The organism is Polaribacter pacificus, from assembly GCF_038024035.1.
In the GTDB taxonomy this organism is placed as follows: domain Bacteria; phylum Bacteroidota; class Bacteroidia; order Flavobacteriales; family Flavobacteriaceae; genus Polaribacter; species Polaribacter pacificus.
Map to the genome: position 1 here is coordinate 586,684 of NZ_CP150664.1, position 18,859 is coordinate 605,542.

At 33.9% G+C, this 18,859-nt stretch carries 16 protein-coding genes; 9 read left to right on the plus strand and 7 right to left on the minus strand.

Translation table 11 applies throughout. The features are described from left to right. Positions 1 to 37: 37 nt before the first annotated feature. The 4 genes from WHC90_RS02620 (at position 38) to WHC90_RS02635 (ending at position 5,628) form a co-directional block, all read left to right on the plus strand. On the plus strand, positions 38 to 1,168 hold the full coding sequence (locus WHC90_RS02620; protein ID WP_188599550.1) for a sensor histidine kinase: 1,131 nt from the start codon (positions 38 to 40) through the stop codon (positions 1,166 to 1,168). Positions 1,169 to 1,222: 54 nt separating this feature from the next. Further along, entirely contained in the window at positions 1,223 to 1,930 is a 708-nt protein-coding gene (locus tag WHC90_RS02625) for a pentapeptide repeat-containing protein (RefSeq protein ID WP_188599549.1), read from the plus strand. 89 nt (positions 1,931 to 2,019) lie between these two features. Next, positions 2,020 to 3,780, plus strand: coding sequence for an AMP-dependent synthetase/ligase (locus WHC90_RS02630; RefSeq protein ID WP_188599548.1), 1,761 nt, complete (start codon positions 2,020 to 2,022; stop codon positions 3,778 to 3,780). A 72-nt stretch (positions 3,781 to 3,852) separates the two neighbouring features. Continuing rightward, on the plus strand, positions 3,853 to 5,628 hold the full coding sequence (locus WHC90_RS02635) for an AMP-dependent synthetase/ligase (protein WP_188599547.1): 1,776 nt from the start codon (positions 3,853 to 3,855) through the stop codon (positions 5,626 to 5,628). Between the two features lie 58 nt (positions 5,629 to 5,686). On the opposite strand, the gene msrA is transcribed toward WHC90_RS02635, so the two are convergent. Next, entirely contained in the window at positions 5,687 to 6,343 is a 657-nt protein-coding gene (gene msrA / locus WHC90_RS02640) for a peptide-methionine (S)-S-oxide reductase MsrA (protein ID WP_188599546.1), read from the minus strand. A gap of 146 nt (positions 6,344 to 6,489) precedes the next feature. Here msrA and dnaX point away from each other — a divergent pair, with 146 nt between their 5' ends. Together dnaX and WHC90_RS02650 are read left to right on the plus strand one after the other, a co-directional pair. Next, the gene (gene dnaX / locus WHC90_RS02645) at positions 6,490 to 8,181 is read left to right on the plus strand and encodes a DNA polymerase III subunit gamma/tau (protein ID WP_188599545.1); all 1,692 of its coding nucleotides are present in this window, start codon (positions 6,490 to 6,492) and stop codon (positions 8,179 to 8,181) included. Between the two features lie 60 nt (positions 8,182 to 8,241). Then, positions 8,242 to 9,078: a glucosaminidase domain-containing protein gene (locus tag WHC90_RS02650; protein ID WP_188599544.1), complete on the plus strand. Its 837-nt coding sequence runs from the start codon at positions 8,242 to 8,244 to the stop codon at positions 9,076 to 9,078. Here WHC90_RS02650 and WHC90_RS02655 read toward each other — a convergent pair. Next, complete coding sequence (locus tag WHC90_RS02655) at positions 9,075 to 10,907, minus strand: cation:proton antiporter (RefSeq protein WP_188599543.1); 1,833 nt, start codon at positions 10,905 to 10,907, stop codon at positions 9,075 to 9,077. The genes WHC90_RS02650 and WHC90_RS02655 overlap by 4 nt on opposite strands. A 109-nt stretch (positions 10,908 to 11,016) precedes the next feature. On the opposite strand from WHC90_RS02655, the gene WHC90_RS02660 reads away from it, so the two are divergent. Beyond that, positions 11,017 to 11,598 carry a tRNA-(ms[2]io[6]A)-hydroxylase gene (locus tag WHC90_RS02660; protein WP_188599542.1) on the plus strand — a complete coding sequence of 194 codons (582 nt, stop codon included), beginning with the start codon at positions 11,017 to 11,019 and terminating at the stop codon, positions 11,596 to 11,598. A 16-nt stretch (positions 11,599 to 11,614) separates the two neighbouring features. Next, the gene (locus tag WHC90_RS02665; RefSeq protein WP_188599541.1) at positions 11,615 to 12,052 is read left to right on the plus strand and encodes a DUF4268 domain-containing protein; all 438 of its coding nucleotides are present in this window, start codon (positions 11,615 to 11,617) and stop codon (positions 12,050 to 12,052) included. Here the strand turns inward: WHC90_RS02665 and WHC90_RS02670 are convergent. After that, positions 12,049 to 12,384, minus strand: a complete 336-nt coding sequence (locus tag WHC90_RS02670; protein WP_188599540.1) for a DUF4870 domain-containing protein — start codon at positions 12,382 to 12,384, stop codon at positions 12,049 to 12,051. The genes WHC90_RS02665 and WHC90_RS02670 overlap by 4 nt on opposite strands. A 101-nt stretch (positions 12,385 to 12,485) precedes the next feature. On the opposite strand from WHC90_RS02670, the gene mnmE reads away from it, so the two are divergent. Continuing rightward, positions 12,486 to 13,880, plus strand: a complete 1,395-nt coding sequence (mnmE, locus tag WHC90_RS02675) for a tRNA uridine-5-carboxymethylaminomethyl(34) synthesis GTPase MnmE (protein WP_188599539.1) — start codon at positions 12,486 to 12,488, stop codon at positions 13,878 to 13,880. 776 nt (positions 13,881 to 14,656) lie between these two features. Here mnmE and WHC90_RS02680 read toward each other — a convergent pair. From WHC90_RS02680 to WHC90_RS02695, 4 genes are all read right to left on the minus strand, one after another. Beyond that, entirely contained in the window at positions 14,657 to 15,079 is a 423-nt protein-coding gene (locus WHC90_RS02680; protein WP_188599538.1) for a response regulator, read from the minus strand. Positions 15,080 to 15,195: 116 nt separating this feature from the next. Then, entirely contained in the window at positions 15,196 to 15,852 is a 657-nt protein-coding gene (locus tag WHC90_RS02685; RefSeq protein ID WP_188599537.1) for a response regulator, read from the minus strand. Next, complete coding sequence (locus WHC90_RS02690; protein ID WP_188599536.1) at positions 15,852 to 16,022, minus strand: ATP-binding protein; 171 nt, start codon at positions 16,020 to 16,022, stop codon at positions 15,852 to 15,854. Before WHC90_RS02690 ends, WHC90_RS02685 begins: the two co-directional genes overlap by 1 nt. Continuing rightward, positions 16,006 to 18,813: a PAS domain-containing protein gene (locus WHC90_RS02695; RefSeq protein ID WP_188599535.1), complete on the minus strand. Its 2,808-nt coding sequence runs from the start codon at positions 18,811 to 18,813 to the stop codon at positions 16,006 to 16,008. The genes WHC90_RS02690 and WHC90_RS02695 overlap by 17 nt, the downstream gene beginning before the upstream one ends. Between the last annotated feature and the right edge of the window lie 46 nt (positions 18,814 to 18,859).

Sequence of the window (18,859 nt, forward strand, 5' to 3'; positions counted from 1 at the left end):
CAAACAACTATATGAGTTTGAAAAAAACCTAGATTGCTTGTTAGTAGATGACTTTTCTCTAAGCCTACCTGCAGATAAACAAAAAAGTGAACTCCAAAAAAAAATGGCCTTGCTTTTAGAAAAATCAAAGCGTCGTGCTTTTGCTCAAGCTTCAGAAAGCATCGTGTTTACCACCATTATAGAAAGCTTTACAACTGGGATACTTATTTTACGTCGAGATCAGCAAAAAGTCATCGAAGTATATCAAATGAATACTGCATTTACCAATTTTTTACAGATTCCTAGATACTATCACTGGGATTTGCTAAAAAATAAAATTAAACCCTTGGTTGATATTATCCAACCTCAAGATTGGCAAACCTTAAAGCATGTTATTAGTTTGCGTATAGACGGACAAGAAGAAACCTTTTATCTAAAAACGGCAATTACCAAAACCAAAGAGTTTGATTATTATATTATTTCTTTAGAAACACTGCAACAGCTCATTGATAAAAAAGAAAAAGAATCCTGGTATCGATTGCTCAATGTCATGTCGCATGAAATTATCAATACCATTACCCCGATAAGCAGTTTGGCAAGCAATTTAGGTGGTTTATTAAGCGATGATGAACCAGATGCTGAGAGCTTAGAAGAACTTTCAAAAGGCTTAGAAATTATCAAAAAACGATCCATACACTTAACCGATTTTGTTAGCACATATAGAAAATTAGCAGAACTCCCTTTACCCATCAAAAACACAGTTGATATTGTACTTTTAGCCAACAACACCCTCCTTCTTTTTAAGGATGAATTTAAAAAACAACAGATCATAACAAATCTAATAGCACCAGATTCATTATTCCTTAACATCGATCAAAATCAGATTGAACAGGTTTTTATAAATCTGATTTCTAACTGTCTGTATGCCTTACAAAATACAGACAACCCAAGCATAACAATTACCATGACTCAAAACAACAGCAGAGTCCATATTACTTTTACAGACAACGGCATAGGTGTTTCAAACGAAATTAAAAACAACCTTTTTGTGCCTTATTTTACCACCAGAAAAGAAGGCTCTGGAATCGGCTTAACTCTTTCTAAAAACATTATGGAAGCCCACCAAGGAAGCATCTCTTTTGCTAGCAAAGACCAACAGACCTCTTTTGTTTTAACCTTTTTAACCTAATCAGTGTCACATTTTAAAACCCAGCAAGTCTTTAAAGTATAAAAAACAAATACCATGAAAAAAATTAGCCTTGTCTTAAGCCTTGTTCTTTTGTTTGCATGCATCCAATTACAAGCACAGAAAAAAATACATGCATCTGATATCATGCACGATATCAAAAACGGAAAAAACATTGTCTATAAAAATGCAACCATTGTTGGAGTTTTAGATTTTACTTTTATGGAAGAAGCCTTAACCAAGTTGCCTAAAAGAAGAACAGGTTGGTTTAGCAGCGGGAGTAACAATACAGTTAAAAATAGAATCACCAATAAAATTCGTTTTGAAAACTGTGTTTTTCAAGATCCTGTTTTTGCCTATATTCACGATGAAGATAGTGGCTACACATTTACAGCCAATTTTACAGAAAACGTAGCATTTACCGATTGTACCTTTAATGAAATGGCACTTTTTAAGTACTCAACTTTTTATAGTCAAACAGACTTTAGCAATACAAAGTTTAGAAGCGCTAATACATTTAAATATGCAGTTTTTAAACATAAGGCAGATTTTACAAAAGCAGAATTTAATGAATCTGCAAATTTTAAATATGCAAAATTTAATAAGGGGCTTTCATTTAAAAACACACGATTTAAAGATGATTTAAACATAAAATACAGTACCGTATCAGGAAAGTTTGAAATTAGCGGAATGGATGTCGCCTATGGTATTGACAGCAAATACACCCGTATCAATGGCGAAAAATTTAGGTACAATAAAAAATAAGCTTCCATACATAAAACTTACACAAAGCGTTACTTCTAAAAAAGTAACGCTTTTTTTAGTATATTCGGATATCAATTAGCTTCTTATTTATGACAAAACCTACCCGATTGTTTGATTTTCCATATCATCAATTAGCACAGTATCCTCAAGAAAATTGCTTGGTTTCTAAAAAAAATAATCAATGGTCTGCTATTTCTACTCAGCAGTATCTAGACCGTGCCAATGAGATCAGTCGCGCTTTGCTACACTTGGGAGTTCAACCCAACGATAAAATCGCAATCATAACAACCAACAATGATCCAAAATGGCATATGTTGGATATTGGTATTTTGCAAATCGGAGCACAAAATGTTCCACTCTATCCGACCTTTTCAGAACAGGATTACGAGTATATCTTAAACCATTCTGATGCTGTTTATTGTTTTGTTTCGGATGCTGTTTTGTATGATAAAGTACAGAAAGTAATCGACAAAACTCAAATTAAAGCCCTTTACACCTTTCAAGAAATAGAAGAATCTCATGGATGGAATACTTTTTTAGATTTAGGCAGTGATATGGGCTTACAAACCCAAGTTGACCAACTAAAAAGCCAAGTTAAAGGAGAAGATTTAGCAACCATTATATACACCTCTGGTACCACAGGGACTCCTAAAGGAGTGCTTTTAACTCATCACAACATCGTGCACAATGTCTTTGCCACAGGCAACAAGTTAGATTTGCATACAAACAAAAAAAGGGTCGTAAGCTACCTACCTGTTTGTCATATTTTTGAAAGAGCTGCCTCTTATTACTGTCAATATATGGGCTTTGAAATCCATTTTGCAGAAAGCATAGACAAATTGGGTGAAAACCTAAAAGAAATTAAACCCAATTTTATGGCTGTTGTTCCTCGATTGCTAGAAAAAGTATTCGATAAAATCGTAGACAAAGGCAGTGATTTAAACGGCATTAAAAAGAATCTTTTTTTCTGGGCTTTAGCCTTAGGAGAGCGTTATAAACCCTACAAAAAAAATGGCTTTTGGTATGAGTCACAATTACAGATCGCCAACAAGATTATCTTTAGCAAGTGGCGAGATGCGCTTGGAGGACAATTAGAGTTTATGCTGGCTGGTAGCGCCCCTATGCAAGATAGGCTGGTTAGAGTGTTTACAGCGGCACAAATTCCTGTTTTTGAGGGCTATGGAATGACAGAGACCTCTCCGGCTGTCTCTGTTGCTGATATGAGAAACAACGGTTTTAAAATAGGAACGGTTGGAAAAGTAATTGATGATGTTGAGGTTAAAATTGCTGAGGATGGAGAAATATTAGTCAAAGGACCTAATATAATGAAAGGCTATTATAAAGACGATGCATTAACCCATCAAACCATCGTAGATGGTTATTTACATACGGGTGATATTGGTGAATTAGATAAAGATGGTTTCTTAAAAATCACTGACAGAAAAAAAGAAATGTTTAAGACCTCAGGCGGCAAGTACATTGCTCCTGCATATCTAGAAGCTAATTTTAAAAAATCTCGTTTTATAGAGCAGATTATGGTGATTGGAGAAGGGCAAAAAATGCCAGCAGCACTGATTCAACCTAATATGGAGTTTCTTCAAGAATGGGCTAGACGTCATGACTATCAAATAGAAAACCTGGTGTCTGATACTCGGGTCATCGCTCGAATACAAAAAGAGATTGACCACTTTAATCAACAGTTTGGGCGTTGGGAGCAAATTAAGAAATTTGAGATCACTCCAGACCTTTGGACCATCGAAGCAGGACATCTAACACCTACTTTAAAAATGAGAAGGAAAGCAATTACAAAAATGTACCAACATTTGATTGATAAAATCTATACTTCCTAAAAAGGCTGACATTTACTCTTGTAAAAGTGTTTGAATTTCCCTACTTTGCAATACTTCAAATTTTACGAATATATGCAGCATGAAATACGACGCCTATTTGATTTTCCGTATCATCAATTAGACACCTACAAATTAACAAAAGCTCTAAACACTAAATACAACGGTGTATGGCAATCTATAAGTACACAAGAGTACATCAATCAAGCCAATGCAATTAGCAGGGGTTTACTGCGTTTGGGCGTAAAACCCAATGACAAAATCGCAGTCATTTCTACAACCAATAGAACTGAGTGGAATGTATGTGATATAGGAATCCTTCAATTAGGGGCTCAAAATGTGCCTATCTACCCTACTATTTCTAAAGAAGATTACGAGTACATCTTAAATCATTCTGAAGCAAGCTATTGTTTTGTTTCTGATGTTAGTGTTCTAGAAAAACTAAACCAAATAAAAGACAAAACGTCTTTAAAAGGAGTCTTTACTTTTGATGAGATTTCTGGCGAAAAAAATTGGTCTGAAATCTTAAAATTAGGAGAAGATACTAGCAACCAAGCAGATGTAGAAGCACACAAAGATGCCGTTACAGAAGATGATCTAGCAACCTTAATATACACCTCTGGTACCACCGGAAGACCTAAAGGAGTTATGTTGTCTCATAAGAATATCGTCTCAAATGTCATCGCTAGTGAGCAAAGAGTTCCTCTAGATTATGGAAAAGCAGTTGGTCTAAGTTTTTTACCGATTTGCCACATCTTTGAGCGCATGATCTTGTATTTATATCAGTATTGTGGTGTTAGTATTTATTTTGCTGAGAGTATAGAAAAAATGAGTGATAACCTTAAAGAGGTACAGCCTAACGTAATGACAGCAGTGCCTAGACTGTATGAAAAGGTATTTGATAAAATCTACGCTAAGGGTTCTGAGTTATCTGGAGTTAAACAAAAATTGTTTTACTGGGCTATCGAGATTGGCCTTTCTTACGAGCCTTATGGCGCCAATGGTTGGTGGTATGAAAAAAAATTAGCCATTGCAAGAAAGCTTATTTTCTCTAAAATGAAAGAAGGTATGGGTGGTAATTTAGACCTCATGGTTTCTGGTAGTGCTGCCTTGCAACCAAGACTTACACGTTTTTTTGCAGCTGCTGACATGCCTATCATGGAAGGTTACGGTTTAACAGAGACCTCTCCTGTGATTTCTGTCAACTGCCATAAAGATGGTGGATTCCGTATCGGAACTGTAGGTAGAATCATTAACAATGTTGAAGTTAAAATTGCAGAAGATGGTGAGATCTTAGCCAAAGGTCCAAATATTATGCTGGGCTATTTTAAAGACCCAGAAAAAACCAAAGAAGTAATGACTGGTGATTATTTCCATACGGGTGATATAGGTGAGGTTTCTGAAGATGGATTTTTAAAGATAACTGATCGTAAAAAAGAAATGTTTAAAACATCAGGTGGTAAATATGTTGCCCCTGCCCTTTTAGAAGGTCGATTAAAAGAATCGAGATTTATAGAGCAAATTATGGTGATTGGTGAAGGTGAGAAAATGCCTGCAGCATTGATTCAGCTAAATTTTGATTTTGTTAAAGAATGGATCAAAAGAAAAAACCTATCGATAAACTTGACTAATAAAGACATTGTAAATTCTGACCTAGTTCGCGCTAGAATCCAAGAAGAGATTGATGAATGCAATTCACATTTTGGAAAATGGGAGCAAATTAAAAAGTTTGAACTTACGGAGGATGAATGGTCTATTGATGGAGGTCATTTAACACCTACCATGAAGATGAAACGAAAAGTGATAAAAGAAATTTATAAAAACTTATACGAAAGGATTTATAGATTTTAATGATAAAAAAAAGCACCCAATCGGGTGTTTTTTTTTTATCATATATGCTATAAAAAACTTACTCTTTCAACTTTGCAGAAGCTTTTAATAGCTCTGGAAACTTAGCTTTGAATTTATTTAAGCGAGGTATGGATACATTTTTTACATAGGGATCTTCTGGGTGCAATCGCTCATAGTTTTGATGATAGTCTTCTGCAGGGTAAAATTTTTGCAACTTGGTTACTTCTGTTGCAATATTCCCCTTATAAACACCTTTATTTAAAAACGCGATTTTAGCTTCAATAATAGCCTTTTGTGTAGTGTTTTGATAAAAAGCAATAGACCTGTATTGGGTTCCAAAATCTGGATATTGTCCATTTTTTGTAGTGGGATCATGTGATCCAAAAAAAACGTTTACCAAAGTAGCATAACTTACTTTTTTAGGGTTGTAATAGACTGCCACAGCTTCTGCATGACCAGTACGTCCGGTGCCTATGGTTTGATAGGTTGGGTTTTTAGTAAAACCACCTGCATAGCCAGAAACAGCCTCTTCTACTCCTTCTACACTTTCAAAAATAGCTTCTACACACCAAAAACAGCCACTTGCAAAATAGGCGATTTCTAATTTTTGTGAAATAACTGGTAGTGTCTTATTTGTTGTTTTCTGTGAAAACGATAAAAAAACAGTTAAAAAAATTACTACAATAAACAGGCTTGCAATTTTATTAAACTTCATAGATCGATAGTTTTAGTTCATCCTTTGGTCGAGATAAAAAAAGAAATCATACAATTGTTAAAAACTTTGAGTTTCCCGCCAAAAGAATCCTTGTAAAACAAGGATGAGTTACTTACATTTGTTACTGTAAAAATAGCAAATTTGTAATGGAACACTTTATTGTATCAGCTCGAAAATATCGTCCTCAAAATTTTGAAGATGTAATTGGGCAACAAGCCATTACCAATACCTTAGAAAACGCTATCAAAAGCGATCATTTAGCACAAGCTTTATTGTTTACTGGTCCTAGAGGAGTTGGAAAAACTTCCTGTGCTAGAATCTTAGCTAAACGCATCAATCAACAAGATGCAACCACAGCCGATGAAGATTTTGCATTTAATATTTTTGAGTTGGATGCCGCTTCTAACAATTCTGTTGATGATATTAGAAATCTAACAGAACAAGTACGGATTCCACCACAAACAGGAAAATACAAAGTGTATATTATTGATGAGGTACATATGTTATCGGCATCAGCATTTAATGCCTTTTTAAAAACCTTAGAAGAGCCACCTGCACATGCTATTTTTATATTAGCTACCACAGAAAAGCACAAAATTATTCCAACCATTTTATCGCGTTGTCAAATTTTTGACTTTAAAAGAATTGGGGTATTAGATGCTAAGAACTATTTAAAAACCATTTGCCAAAAAGAGGGAATCACTGCAGATGACGATGCTTTACACATCATCGCACAGAAAGCAGATGGTGCCATGAGAGATGCCTTATCTATTTTTGATAGAGTGGTTAGTTTCTCTGGAAATAACCTAAGCAGAGAAGCCGTTTCAGAGAACTTAAACATCTTAGATTACGATACCTATTTTAACATGACTTCTCTGTTGTTAAACAACAACATACCAGAAGTTTTGTTGGCATTTAATTCTGTTTTGAGCAAAGGATTTGAAGGTCATCACTTTATTAGTGGATTGGCAAGTCATTTTAGAGATCTTTTAGTTGCCAAAGACAAAGCAACCATAGATTTGCTAGAAGTTGGAGATGTGGCTAAAAAAAATTATCTAGAACAGGCTACCAAAACCAGCATTCCTTTTTTATTGGCTGCCATAGACAAGGCAAATGAATGTGATTTAAATTATAAAGTCAGTAAAAATCAACGACTGCTTGTAGAGTTAACTCTAATGCAAATTGCCTCTATCACTTTTGATGGAGAAAAAAAAAAGTCAGCTAAGTTCATAGTACCTTCTGCTTTTTTTACTAGCCTATCTAAACCAGCAACTCAAGTAGAAAAGCCTACTGTAAAAGCAGCAGTTCCGCCAATTGCAAAAATTAAAGAAGAAACGCTAACTCCAAAACCAACTGCACCTGCTTTAAAAAATGTACGCAGAAGAAGTTCTTCTTTGTCTCTAAAAAGTGTGCTTGAAAAAAAGGAAGAGCTCTCATCAGATACACTAGAAGAAAACTACGACAACCACCCAAGAACACCATTTACACAAGAGTTGCTAAATAAGTTTTGGAAAACCTATCATGCCAAGCTAATTTCAAAAGGGCAAAAGAGTGTTGCTTCGATTCTAATGGCAGACTCACCTAAATTATTAGACAATTTTGAAGTTTCTCTTACCCTGCCAAACAAATTAATGGCTGATCAATTAGAACGCAGTAAACCCAAATTGATTAAATTTCTAAGAGAAGCCCTAAACAACTACGGGATTCAGCTTCAAATACATATAAATGAAGAAGTCACCAAAAAGTTTGCCTATACTCCTCAAGAAAAGTATGAAAAACTCTTAGAACTAAACCCAGCTTTGGCTGCTTTAAAAGAAGCCTTTAAATTAGACCTCTAATATTCACTCTTTTTTTTATTTATATATTTAGCGTTCTTTAATTATTGTAACAAGATAAGTATGAAACGTATTAATAGTATAATTCTTGGATTTCTTTTGGTTTTTTGCTTTGCCAATGATAAGGCTCCAACAAAAAAAATAACTCTAGAGCTACTAAATTCTCAAACTGACAATCAACAAAAATATCGCTATTCACTAAGAAAATATGCCCATGTAAAAGAGTTTTACAAAGGCATTTCTATTAGAGCAACTCAAATTTGTTTAGAACACAACATCCCTCCTGCTTCTTTATTAGCTATAGCCGCATTAGAATCTGGCTGGAACAAAGGCTATATTGGGCAAATTACAGGTAATATACTTAGTTTAGGCACCAGAAGAGGTGATACAGAGCTTCCTGCTCTTAGACTGCCTCGTTTGCTTAAAAACAAACAAATTCTATTTGATTCTTTGCAGATAGCAAAATACACAGATAAAGAATTAAAATGGGAGAATCGTCCGGAGAGTTTAAAAAAGGATTACCGTCCAAAGCCTTGGGCAGGCACCCCATACAACTTGGCCTATTTTAAATACCACCCAAAAGAAAAGAAGGCTGCACACATAGCCAATATCACAGATTTTGTTACCGTGTTTATTGCTAGAAAAAGCAAGATTAAGGCCTATCGAGATGCACGTAAAAAAATGGACAGTTTGGTTGCTGTACACGGAAAAGAGATCTTATTAAAAGAAGAAACAGCTATACAGTTTATTTATGAAATTGGTGGGAAAAAAAATTCGTACAATTTCAGAAAAACATGGCCTAAAAAAGTGGTGTATATTATTAAAAATGCCGGTCTAACAGATTTGACAAGCAAGCTTTACAATAAAATAAGTTTTGAAAATGCCTGGAAAATTAACTAGTTATTAATTACCGCCAAAGGTTTTCCTAGATACATCAACACATTGCCTTCTTCTACGTTTAACTCTTCTGAGTAGGATGGAATGATATGAATTACGCCGTCATTACTCTTTACAAAAACAGGTATAGAGTTAACTTCTTCATTTAGTTTTTCTATCAGCTCTAAATAGTGTTTCTTAGAACTTAAAACCAGTTCATTAATATCTGGATAATCCCTAACTACTTCGCTCAAGTTGATAAAGTCATCAGTATGTGAAAACAGACCAGCTGCTGGTGTTTCTGATGGGTTTTTCATCTCTTCGGTAGTAATTAAACGATAGGCTCCTTGTTCTCCAAAAATATCAGAAAACTCATTTAAAGCAAATTTATTTACCACAGAACTCCCCGTTAAAGCCATCAAGAAGCCAATGTCATTCAACTCTATATTCTCTGTAAGATCTTCATCGTAAATATTAGTTTCAATAGCTTCTAAGCCCTCTTCTCTACACTTTTTAATATGGATTGAATTGCTGTCAATTAAAACCACTCTTCTACCGTTTTTCTTTAAATATGCGGCAATTAATCGCGATGGATCAGAAGCTCCGATAATTAAAATTCCGTTAGAAGTTTTTAAGAAAACCCCAACAACTTTAGCAAAAAGTCTTGCTGTGGTTGCGTTTAACAACACCGTTCCTAAAACGATCATAAAAACCAAAGGAGTAATATATTCTGCTCCTTCTACACCTTGTTTTAGTAATTTGCTTCCAAATAAAGAAGCGATCCCTGCAGCAACAATTCCTCTAGGACCAACCCAGCTAATAAAGAGCTTTTCATTGGTTTGCAACTTCGATTTATAGGTGCTTAAAAAGACTGCTACTGGTCTAATAACAAAAACAATCAGCGCAAACAAAATGGCAGTATTCCAATTGTAAAGCAACATCAAATCATCAATATTGATATTGGCCGCGAGTAAAATAAAGAGTATTGAAATTAAGAGTACACTTAAAGACTCTTTAAAGTAAAGCAACTCTTTAAGGTTTTTTAGTTTTCCGTTTCCAAGAACCATCCCCATAACCACTACAGCCAAAAGACCAGATTCATGTGCAAATACTTCTGACTCAACAAAAACCAATAAGACAGTTGATAAAGACACCACGTTTAATAAATAATGTGGCACTAATTTTTTATTGATAACAAAGGCCAAGGCATGGGCGAATGTAAACCCAAAGGTGGTTCCGAATAGTAAAATCTTTCCAAACTCAGTAAAGGCAGTTTTGGTAAAGCCACTATCACCTCCAACACTGATAAACTCAAAAACCAATACGGCAACCAAAGCTCCGATAGGATCAATAAGGATTCCCTCCCATTTAAGCACCGCAGAAACATCCTTTTTTAATGGGATATTTCTTAAGATAGGTGTGATTACAGTGGGCCCAGTTACAATGATTAAACCTGAGAATAAAAATGACAATTCCCAGCTTAAATCAAATAAATAATGTGCCAAAACACCAGCACCAAAAAAAGTAACGGCAGAACCTAAGGTAATCAGTTTGGTAATAACGGGTCCTACATTTTTTATTTCTTCTCTTTTTAAGGTAAGACCACCTTCAAAAAGGATAATACTAATAGCTAGTGAGACAAAATAATACAAGCCATCTCCAGGAAACAAACCTTTGGTTCCATCCCAAATTGGTTCTATCCATTTAGAGCCATCTTCTGTAATAAACTCTGCAGCAATAGGCCCTACTAAAAGACCAATTAAGATTAATGGTAAGATGGCTGGGATTTTAAATTTCCAAGCAACCCATTGTGCCAAGATCCCTAAGATGATAATTCCTGCTAATTCTAACATTTTGACTCCTTATTGTTCGGTCGTGAAGTTATAAAAAAAACCATAAAACAGCCATATACTTCAATGATTTTATCCTTAATTTTGATTTTTCTATTTAGAGCCATTTATTATGCTAGGATTACAATTTGAAACTGAGACCAATTGGGCCGATATCGCCAAAAATAATTTACAACAAATTCTTACAGATCACGCTTTTTTAGAGCAAAAAGCTGCTTCTAACGCAGTTTCTTTGATTATCAATTACTCAGAAGAAACGAAGCTTGTCGAAGCCATGAGTGCTATTGCCATAGAAGAAATGCAGCATTTTAAAATGGTCCATGATTTTATGGTAAAACGGGGCATGGTACTAGGAAGAGAACAAAAAAACGATTATGCCATTCAGTTGCAAAAATTCTTTCCTAAAACCAAAGACAGAAACGAAGCCCTAATTCAACGCTTGTTGGTTGCTGCCTTAATTGAAGCCAGAAGTTGCGAGCGATTTAAAGTCTTTTCAGAAAATATGGAAGACACTGAACTGTCTAAGTTTTATAAGGATTTAATGATCTCAGAAGCCAATCATTATACTGTTTTTTTAGGTTTTGCTCGTGAGTATCAAGACCGTGAAATTGTCAATGAAAAATGGAATGCCCTACTGGCTTTTGAAGCAGAGATGATGAAAAGTAGAGGTTCTGAAGCAAAAATTCATGGATAATTGATAATTGATCTTAATGTTTACTAAAGAAGAAGCCGCTCAACTCCGCAAAGAATTTTGGACCAGTTTTGGGAAATCATTTCCCAGAAAATGGCTACTGTACAACACACAAATTAAAGGTTTTTCTTTTAAGTTTTTGGCCAACAAAAAACAGGCAGCGGTTTGTTTAGACATCGAACACTCTGATGAAATTACCAATGAACTTTTGTATGACCAACTGTTATCCTTAAGGTCCTTGTTAGAGCAAGATGTCCCAGAGGTCATTTTTGATGATACTTATGAGCTAGAGAACGGCAAAATCATCCACAGAATCTATATTCCGTTTGATCAGAAATTTAGCATCCACAACAAGAATACTTGGCAGGCTTGTTTTGAGTTTTTTGTAGAAAAAATGAATCTTTTTGAGTTTTTCTTTTATGAATATGAAGACCATATTAAACAGGCAATCCGTTAAAAAATTTTAAAGCTAAACGGATAACTTGGTGGCTGATTGTTATTTGCTCTAATGGCATTTAATATTGGAAAAACCAAGTAAAAAACACTTATAACTATCAATCCAGCGATTCCTAAACCACAGAATAGGATAAACGGAATACAAATTAAAATAAAGATAAACATCGTAACCCTAAAGTTTAAAATAGCTTTACCGTGCTCATCCATACCAACAACCTCATCCTTTTTTAAGAGCCACAAAATTAAAGGCACCACAAAGCCACCGATTCCTGAAACAAAATCTAATAATTGACTTAAATGTGTGAGTACGAGTAATTGTTTGTTTTCTTTCATGGGTGTCGATTTTTTATAGTTACAATTATAAGACAATAAAATCATGTATTTGTTACAAATAGTTTGTTTTTGTTCCTAATTTAACTCCGTATATTTGCAGCATGATTCAAAACGACACCATCATTGCTTTAGCCACACCTTCTGGTGTAGGAGCTATTGCTGTTATTCGTCTTTCAGGAGAAGATGCCATCAAATTAGTTGATGCAAATTTTAGTTCTGTACGTAAAAACAAGCGTTTATCTACTCAAAAATCACATAGTGTTCATTTAGGACATATTGTAAATAACGGGCTTGTTTTGGATGAAGTTTTGGTGACTGTTTTTAAAAACCCAAACTCATATACCGGAGAAAATGTTGTAGAAATTTCTTGCCACGGTTCTTTGTTTATTCAGCAAGAGATTATTCAATTATTTTTGCAAAAAGGCTGTAGAATGGCAGACAATGGTGAGTTTACCATGAGAGCCTTTTTAAATGGAAAAATGGACCTGAGCCAGGCCGAAGCCGTTGCAGATGTAATTGCATCAAATTCGGCTGCTAGCCATCAAATGGCCATCCAACAGATGCGCGGTGGGATTACCAATGAATTAAAAGAACTGCGTGCTCAACTGTTAGATTTTGCCGCGCTAATTGAATTGGAACTAGATTTTTCTGGTGAGGATGTTGAGTTTGCCGATCGCACCAAATTTAAAGAGTTGGTTTCAAAAATCACTACAGTCTTAAAGCGCTTGATTGATTCTTTTGCTTTTGGAAATGCTATGAAAAACGGTATTCCCGTTGCCATTATAGGTGAGCCAAATGTTGGGAAATCAACCTTATTAAACACACTTTTAAACGAAGAAAAAGCCATTGTTTCTGATATTGCAGGTACTACTCGGGATGCCATTGAAGACGAAATTATTATAGAAGGTGTCGCTTTTCGCTTTATTGATACAGCTGGTATTAGAGATACCACAGATGTGGTAGAGAGCATCGGGATTAAAAAAACCTATGAAAAAGCAGCAAACGCGCAGTTGATTATTTACTTAATCGATGCTAATAAATTTTCAGAAGTAAGTGATATTATAATACAAGAAATTAACACCATTAAAGAGCGCTTTCCTAGCAAACGTTTACTGGTTATTGCCAATAAAGTTGACACACTCTCTTGTCATGATGCTGCTGTTTTAGAATCAGAAATAGAAGATGTAATTTTACTTTCTGCAAAACAAAAAACTGGTGTTGATGAATTAAAATCAGCCTTAACCTCATTGGTAAACACTGGTGCATTAAGCAATAATGAAACCATCGTTACCAACTCTCGACATTTTGAAGCCTTAAACAATGCGCTGGTTGCCATAAGATCTGTACAAGAAGGTATTGATTTGGGTATTTCTACCGATTTGTTTTCTATCGATATTAGAGAATGTTTACGTCATCTCGGAAACATTACTGGTGAATACGACGTAGACAAAGACATCTTAGGTCATATATTCTCAAATTTTTGTATCGGTAAATAAGTATAGCTGTTTAACTCCTGTAAATAATTGTAACTCTTTAAAACAATTAATTAAAAACAAAAGAGAGTCTTTCTTTCATTAAATAAAGGGTTCCTTGAGAAAGTTATGCTTTAGCTTAAAGGTTGTGGAAGCTTAAAAAAATTTAATAAACAACTTTAAGGAAATTACCTATTGGCTACTTTGTAAAACAGGTCTACATTTACACAAGTAGATTATTAAGTATTTAGTTAACTACTAATTAAGGAAATTGCTTATTATATTGTAAACCAATTAAATATACCTTTATAAAAAATTAATCCCCCTTTTAAATCATTTAATCCCCCTTAAATTATTTAATCCATTTTATTTAACCAAAAGCTAAACTTCCCCCCAAGTTTAGCTTTTTGTTTTTTAAGAAGTTCTGATAAAAAAATACCTTACATAAGTATTAGTATCCTATACTTTTAAAAGTTGGGGTAGAAAGGATAAAAAAAACGAATTAAGAATATTGCTTATTGTCTGGTTAACCAATTGGATATATCTTTATAAAAAAATTAATCCCCCAATAAACTTTTTAATCCCCTAAAGTATTTAATCAAAAGCTAAACTTCCCCCTAGGTTTAGCTTTTTGTTTTTTTAAGAAAAATATCTATATCAGATTATTAAAATCACTAAAAGATAAGCGTTTTATAAAATGTTTTATCAGTAAGACAGGTAAATGAATTTTAGGAAGTTTCTATAACATAGATAGACTAAAAAAAGGAACGAAATACATTAAACAGTGGTGTTCTTTTTTTTTAGCAAGGAGACAATGCAGAATTTAATTCAAAATTCTCAATAGTTTTCATTAACAAATCAAAATCTCTTGATTTGTCGAAAAAAGCACAAGCTCCATTTTTTAAACACAAATTTTTTAATTCTTTGTTTATTGAGAAAATCAGAATTCGAGAGTTGATATTCTTTTCTCTGATCCATCGAAGTAGCTGGATGCCATTTCCATCAGGTAGGTTTAAATCCAAAACAATAATTTCTGAATAAACTTTTTCAATGACATCTGTAGCTTCCTTTAAGGTACTGGCCAAATGAATAGTTGAAACAGAAGGTATTTTCTTAATCCTAGAAAATAGTTTTTCACGGATTCTACTATCATCTTCTACAATCAAAAGGTTGCTGATGATATTATTGTTGTTGTTGTTGTTGTTGTTGTTGTTTGTTTGCAAAAAATTAAATTTTAAGCTGTTAAAATACTGAGGTAAAGCTAGGCAATAAGAATTGAGTAAAAAATAAGCAATATGCTTAATTGTTTAACTTATTTATCTGAAAATCAAACAAAAAACTAAAAGTCTTCTAAGGATGTTAAGCCTTCACGAATGGCATACTTGGTTAACTCTGGAATGGTAAAAAGGTCTAGCTTTTTCATGATGTTGTTTCTGTGAACATCAACTGTCTTTGAACTTAAAAACAACAACTCCCCTATTTCTTTTGAAGATTTTCCTTCTGCAAGCAGTTGCAAAACTTCCGTCTCTCTAGAACTTAGATTTTTGTCATCCAAGCCATCTGATTCTTTTAATAAGGATAAAAATTCTTGATTGATGTTTTTGGACAAGTACTTTTTGTTTCGCATAACACTATCAATAGCTGTTATCAACTCACTAGCGTCACCATCTTTTAATAAATAACCATAGGCACCCGCATTAAACATGCTCTGGATATACTGTTTGTTGGCATGCATAGAAAGACCAATAATTTTAATTGAGGGGTGTGACTTGCAAATCTGTTTTGCAGATTCAATACCATTTAATCCAGACATTGCCACATCCATAACAACCACATCAGGGTTTAGTTTTACGCATTTTTTTATAGCTTCTCTACCATCAGAAGCCTCTCCAACTATATTTAAATGACTCTTCTGCTCAATAAGACTTCTTAGCCCATCGCGAAGCATTTGATGATCATCAACTAATAATATTTTTATTTCTTTTCCAAAACTCATTAAGATAAAGGTACAAAAAAGTTTACAGTTGTCCCAACATTAATTTCTGATACAATGCTAAATTTACCATTCATGTTCTGAATTCTTTCTTTTACTGCAAACAAACCAAATCCAGAATTGGTGTGATTGCTTGGGTTTTGCAGTTTTTTGGTTTCAAAGCCCCCCCCCATTGTCCATTATATTGATAGAAACACCAGTTTTATCTTTGTCAAAATCTATAGTAACCAAAGATGCATTTGCATATTTTATAGTGTTGGTTACCACCTCTTGTATACATCTAAAAATTAAAATTGCATTAATATCACTTAGTTTTATTGATGATACATTGCTGTGAAACTTAACTTTAATATTGTATTTTTCTTCAATTTCATCAGTGTACCAATACAAGGTATCAATAATCCCTAACTGATACAATACAGGAGGCGAGAGCTCGTACGTAATTTTACGACTATTGTCAAGAGCCTCAGAAATATGGTTTTTTACAAATTCTAAATCTTGATGAATGCTTTCTAACCCTGGTCTTTTTTCTAATTCAGTTATTCTCATTTTCGAGATAACCAAAGATTGACTTAGATGGTCGTGAATATTAGCTGCAATTTGTTTTTTCTGATTTTCTTCTATTAATGAAATTTCTGTCGTTAATTTTTGTAGTGACAGTTGGTAATCTTCAATCACTTTTTTTGCTGACATCCATTGGCTAATATCTCTACTGGTTGTTGCAAAAGCAACCACAACGCCTTCTTTAAAAATAGGATTTCCTAAAGACTCAAACCATATATAATTACCAGATTTATGTCTTACTCTATAACTCAGAGCACCTACTTTAGTGCCGTTTTTAACCATATCACCAAAAGCATCTACTAAAATATGCAAGTCTTCTGGATGAACAACCACATCTATTTTTTTATCAATTAGATCAATTTGATCATAGCCCATCAAATAACTTAAGGATGGACTTAAATACCTAAATGAAGTATCTGGGTTGTGTAGACAAATTAAATCACTCGTATTGTCAGCCAACAATCGATACATATCCTCTGATTTTTGGGCCAGCTCTAGATTTGTTTTATGCTCTGTAATATCTTGTAGAACACCTCTTCTGCCAATAAACTCACCTTGATCATTGTAGATGGCTTTTCCCATGTTTCTAATCCACAATTTTTCATTCTTTAAGTTGACTAGCTGCAATTCTAAATCATACGGAATTCCTTTTGTGATACAATCATGAGCAGCTTTACTTAGCCTCTCCATAGATTCTTCATCAAAAATAGTAAGTATGGTTTCTAAGTCTGGAGCACCATTTTCTGGTGTGGTTCCGTAGATTTGATAAACAACATCTGACCAAGTAACTTTGTCAGTGATTGCATCGTGCTCCCAATAGCCAACTTTTGCCATTAATCCTGCCTGCCTTAATGAAAGTTCACTCTTCTCTAACAATTCTAAGGAAGCCTGGATATTCTTTTTAGAAATTTCTAGTTCAAATTGTGATTTTTTTAAGTTACTAATATCCTGCAACACACCTCTTCTACCAATAACGTTTTGCTCATTATTAAAAATTGGCTCAGCTATAATTCGAACCCACAGATGGTTTTTCTTAAAATTAATCAGCTCGAGTTCTAATTCAAACGGAATGCCTTTAGATACTAATTCAAAAGAAGCTTTATTCATTTTCTCTTTTGATTTTTCTGTTAAGAGCACCATCAACTCTTCTAAATTTGGAGCTTTTTGCCCATCATACCCAAGAATTTCAAACATTTGATCTGACCAATACAATTTATTGGTTTCACCATTTAGTTCATAAGCACCAATCTTTGCTAGTTTACCAGCCTCTCTTAATAAAAACTCACTTCTTTGTACAGTCGTTAGATTAACCTCCAGTTCTTCTTTTGATTTTTTGAGCTCATTTTCAAACAATTTTAAATCTGTAATGTCTTGAACCACACCTCTCCTACCAATAATTTCTTTATCATCATTATAGATGGGTATTGTCATTACTCGCACCCAGGTTGTAATTTCTTGGATCAATTCAAACTCAATATCAAATGGAACACCTTGCTTCATACATTTTTCTGAAGCTTCTATTAATCTTTTATTGGTTTCTACAGTAATGATATTTGAGAGCTCTTTTAAAGGAGGTGGATTAGATTTGGGCAAACCGAAAATTTTATAAACCTGATCTGAGAAAAACCATTGATCACCATCATTTTGATATTCATAGGCCCCAATTTTAGAAATCTTACTAGCTTCGTTTAATAGAAACTCACTCATTTCTACCTTTTTCAAGGATTCTTTTAAAACTTTTTGAGAAAGTTTAAGTTCATCTTGAGAATTTTTTAATTGAGAAATATCTGTAAAAATAATACATACCCTAAATGGCTTGCTTTCTCCTGGTTTAAATTCTGGTATAGAATTTAAACTCAACCATGTATAGGTGTTTGTCTCTTGATTAAGCGCTCCCAAAATCCTATTATGTACAGGCTTACCAGTTTTAATTGCTTCAAATCCAGGATGATCTTCTGGTGAGAGACCAGAATTGTCTTCATAAACAGGTTTCCATTCATCCGAGTTAACAGAACTGCCAACCATCTCGGCTTCTGTAACACCTAAAATATTTAAAGAGGCTTGATTAACGGAAGTAATTATTCCTTCTGGATTTGCATAAGCTATTCCATGAGACATATTATTAAACAAACTGTAATAACTGTTTTCATTCTCCTTGAGCTTTTTAAGCTGCTTTTCTACCAAAGAATCCCTTCGTTTTAAGATAAAAAAAAGTGCTGTCGCTGTAATGAATACAAACCCAACTCCTATATAAGATTGAATTTCTTGCCACTGGGCTACTAAGATATTCTCTTGATAATAATACTGTAAAATCCAATCAGAAATTACAATATACAAACAACTAATAATAAAATATCCAATGACAATAAACTTAGTGGACTTCTTTATATATTTTTTCATGCAAGGAGCTAAATGGGAATTTTAAAAATACAAAAAAAACAGAAGC

Excerpts from the sequence above, each read along its gene's own strand:
- WHC90_RS02625 (WP_188599549.1), top strand. The coding sequence starts at position 1,223 with ATGAAAAAAATTAGCCTTGTCTTAAGCCTTGTTCTTTTGTTTGCATGC.
- WHC90_RS02630 (WP_188599548.1), top strand. The coding sequence starts at position 2,020 with ATGACAAAACCTACCCGATTGTTTGATTTTCCATATCATCAATTAGCA.
- WHC90_RS02635 (WP_188599547.1), top strand. The coding sequence starts at position 3,853 with ATGCAGCATGAAATACGACGCCTATTTGATTTTCCGTATCATCAATTA.
- msrA (WP_188599546.1), bottom strand. The coding sequence starts at position 6,343 with ATGAAGTTTAATAAAATTGCAAGCCTGTTTATTGTAGTAATTTTTTTA.
- dnaX (WP_188599545.1), top strand. The coding sequence starts at position 6,490 with ATGGAACACTTTATTGTATCAGCTCGAAAATATCGTCCTCAAAATTTT.
- WHC90_RS02650 (WP_188599544.1), top strand. The coding sequence starts at position 8,242 with ATGAAACGTATTAATAGTATAATTCTTGGATTTCTTTTGGTTTTTTGC.
- WHC90_RS02655 (WP_188599543.1), bottom strand. The coding sequence starts at position 10,907 with ATGTTAGAATTAGCAGGAATTATCATCTTAGGGATCTTGGCACAATGG.
- WHC90_RS02660 (WP_188599542.1), top strand. The coding sequence starts at position 11,017 with ATGCTAGGATTACAATTTGAAACTGAGACCAATTGGGCCGATATCGCC.
- WHC90_RS02665 (WP_188599541.1), top strand. The coding sequence starts at position 11,615 with ATGTTTACTAAAGAAGAAGCCGCTCAACTCCGCAAAGAATTTTGGACC.
- WHC90_RS02670 (WP_188599540.1), bottom strand. The coding sequence starts at position 12,384 with ATGAAAGAAAACAAACAATTACTCGTACTCACACATTTAAGTCAATTA.
- mnmE (WP_188599539.1), top strand. The coding sequence starts at position 12,486 with ATGATTCAAAACGACACCATCATTGCTTTAGCCACACCTTCTGGTGTA.
- WHC90_RS02685 (WP_188599537.1), bottom strand. The coding sequence starts at position 15,852 with ATGAGTTTTGGAAAAGAAATAAAAATATTATTAGTTGATGATCATCAA.
- WHC90_RS02690 (WP_188599536.1), bottom strand. The coding sequence starts at position 16,022 with ATGGGGGGGGGCTTTGAAACCAAAAAACTGCAAAACCCAAGCAATCAC.
- WHC90_RS02695 (WP_188599535.1), bottom strand. The coding sequence starts at position 18,813 with ATGAAAAAATATATAAAGAAGTCCACTAAGTTTATTGTCATTGGATAT.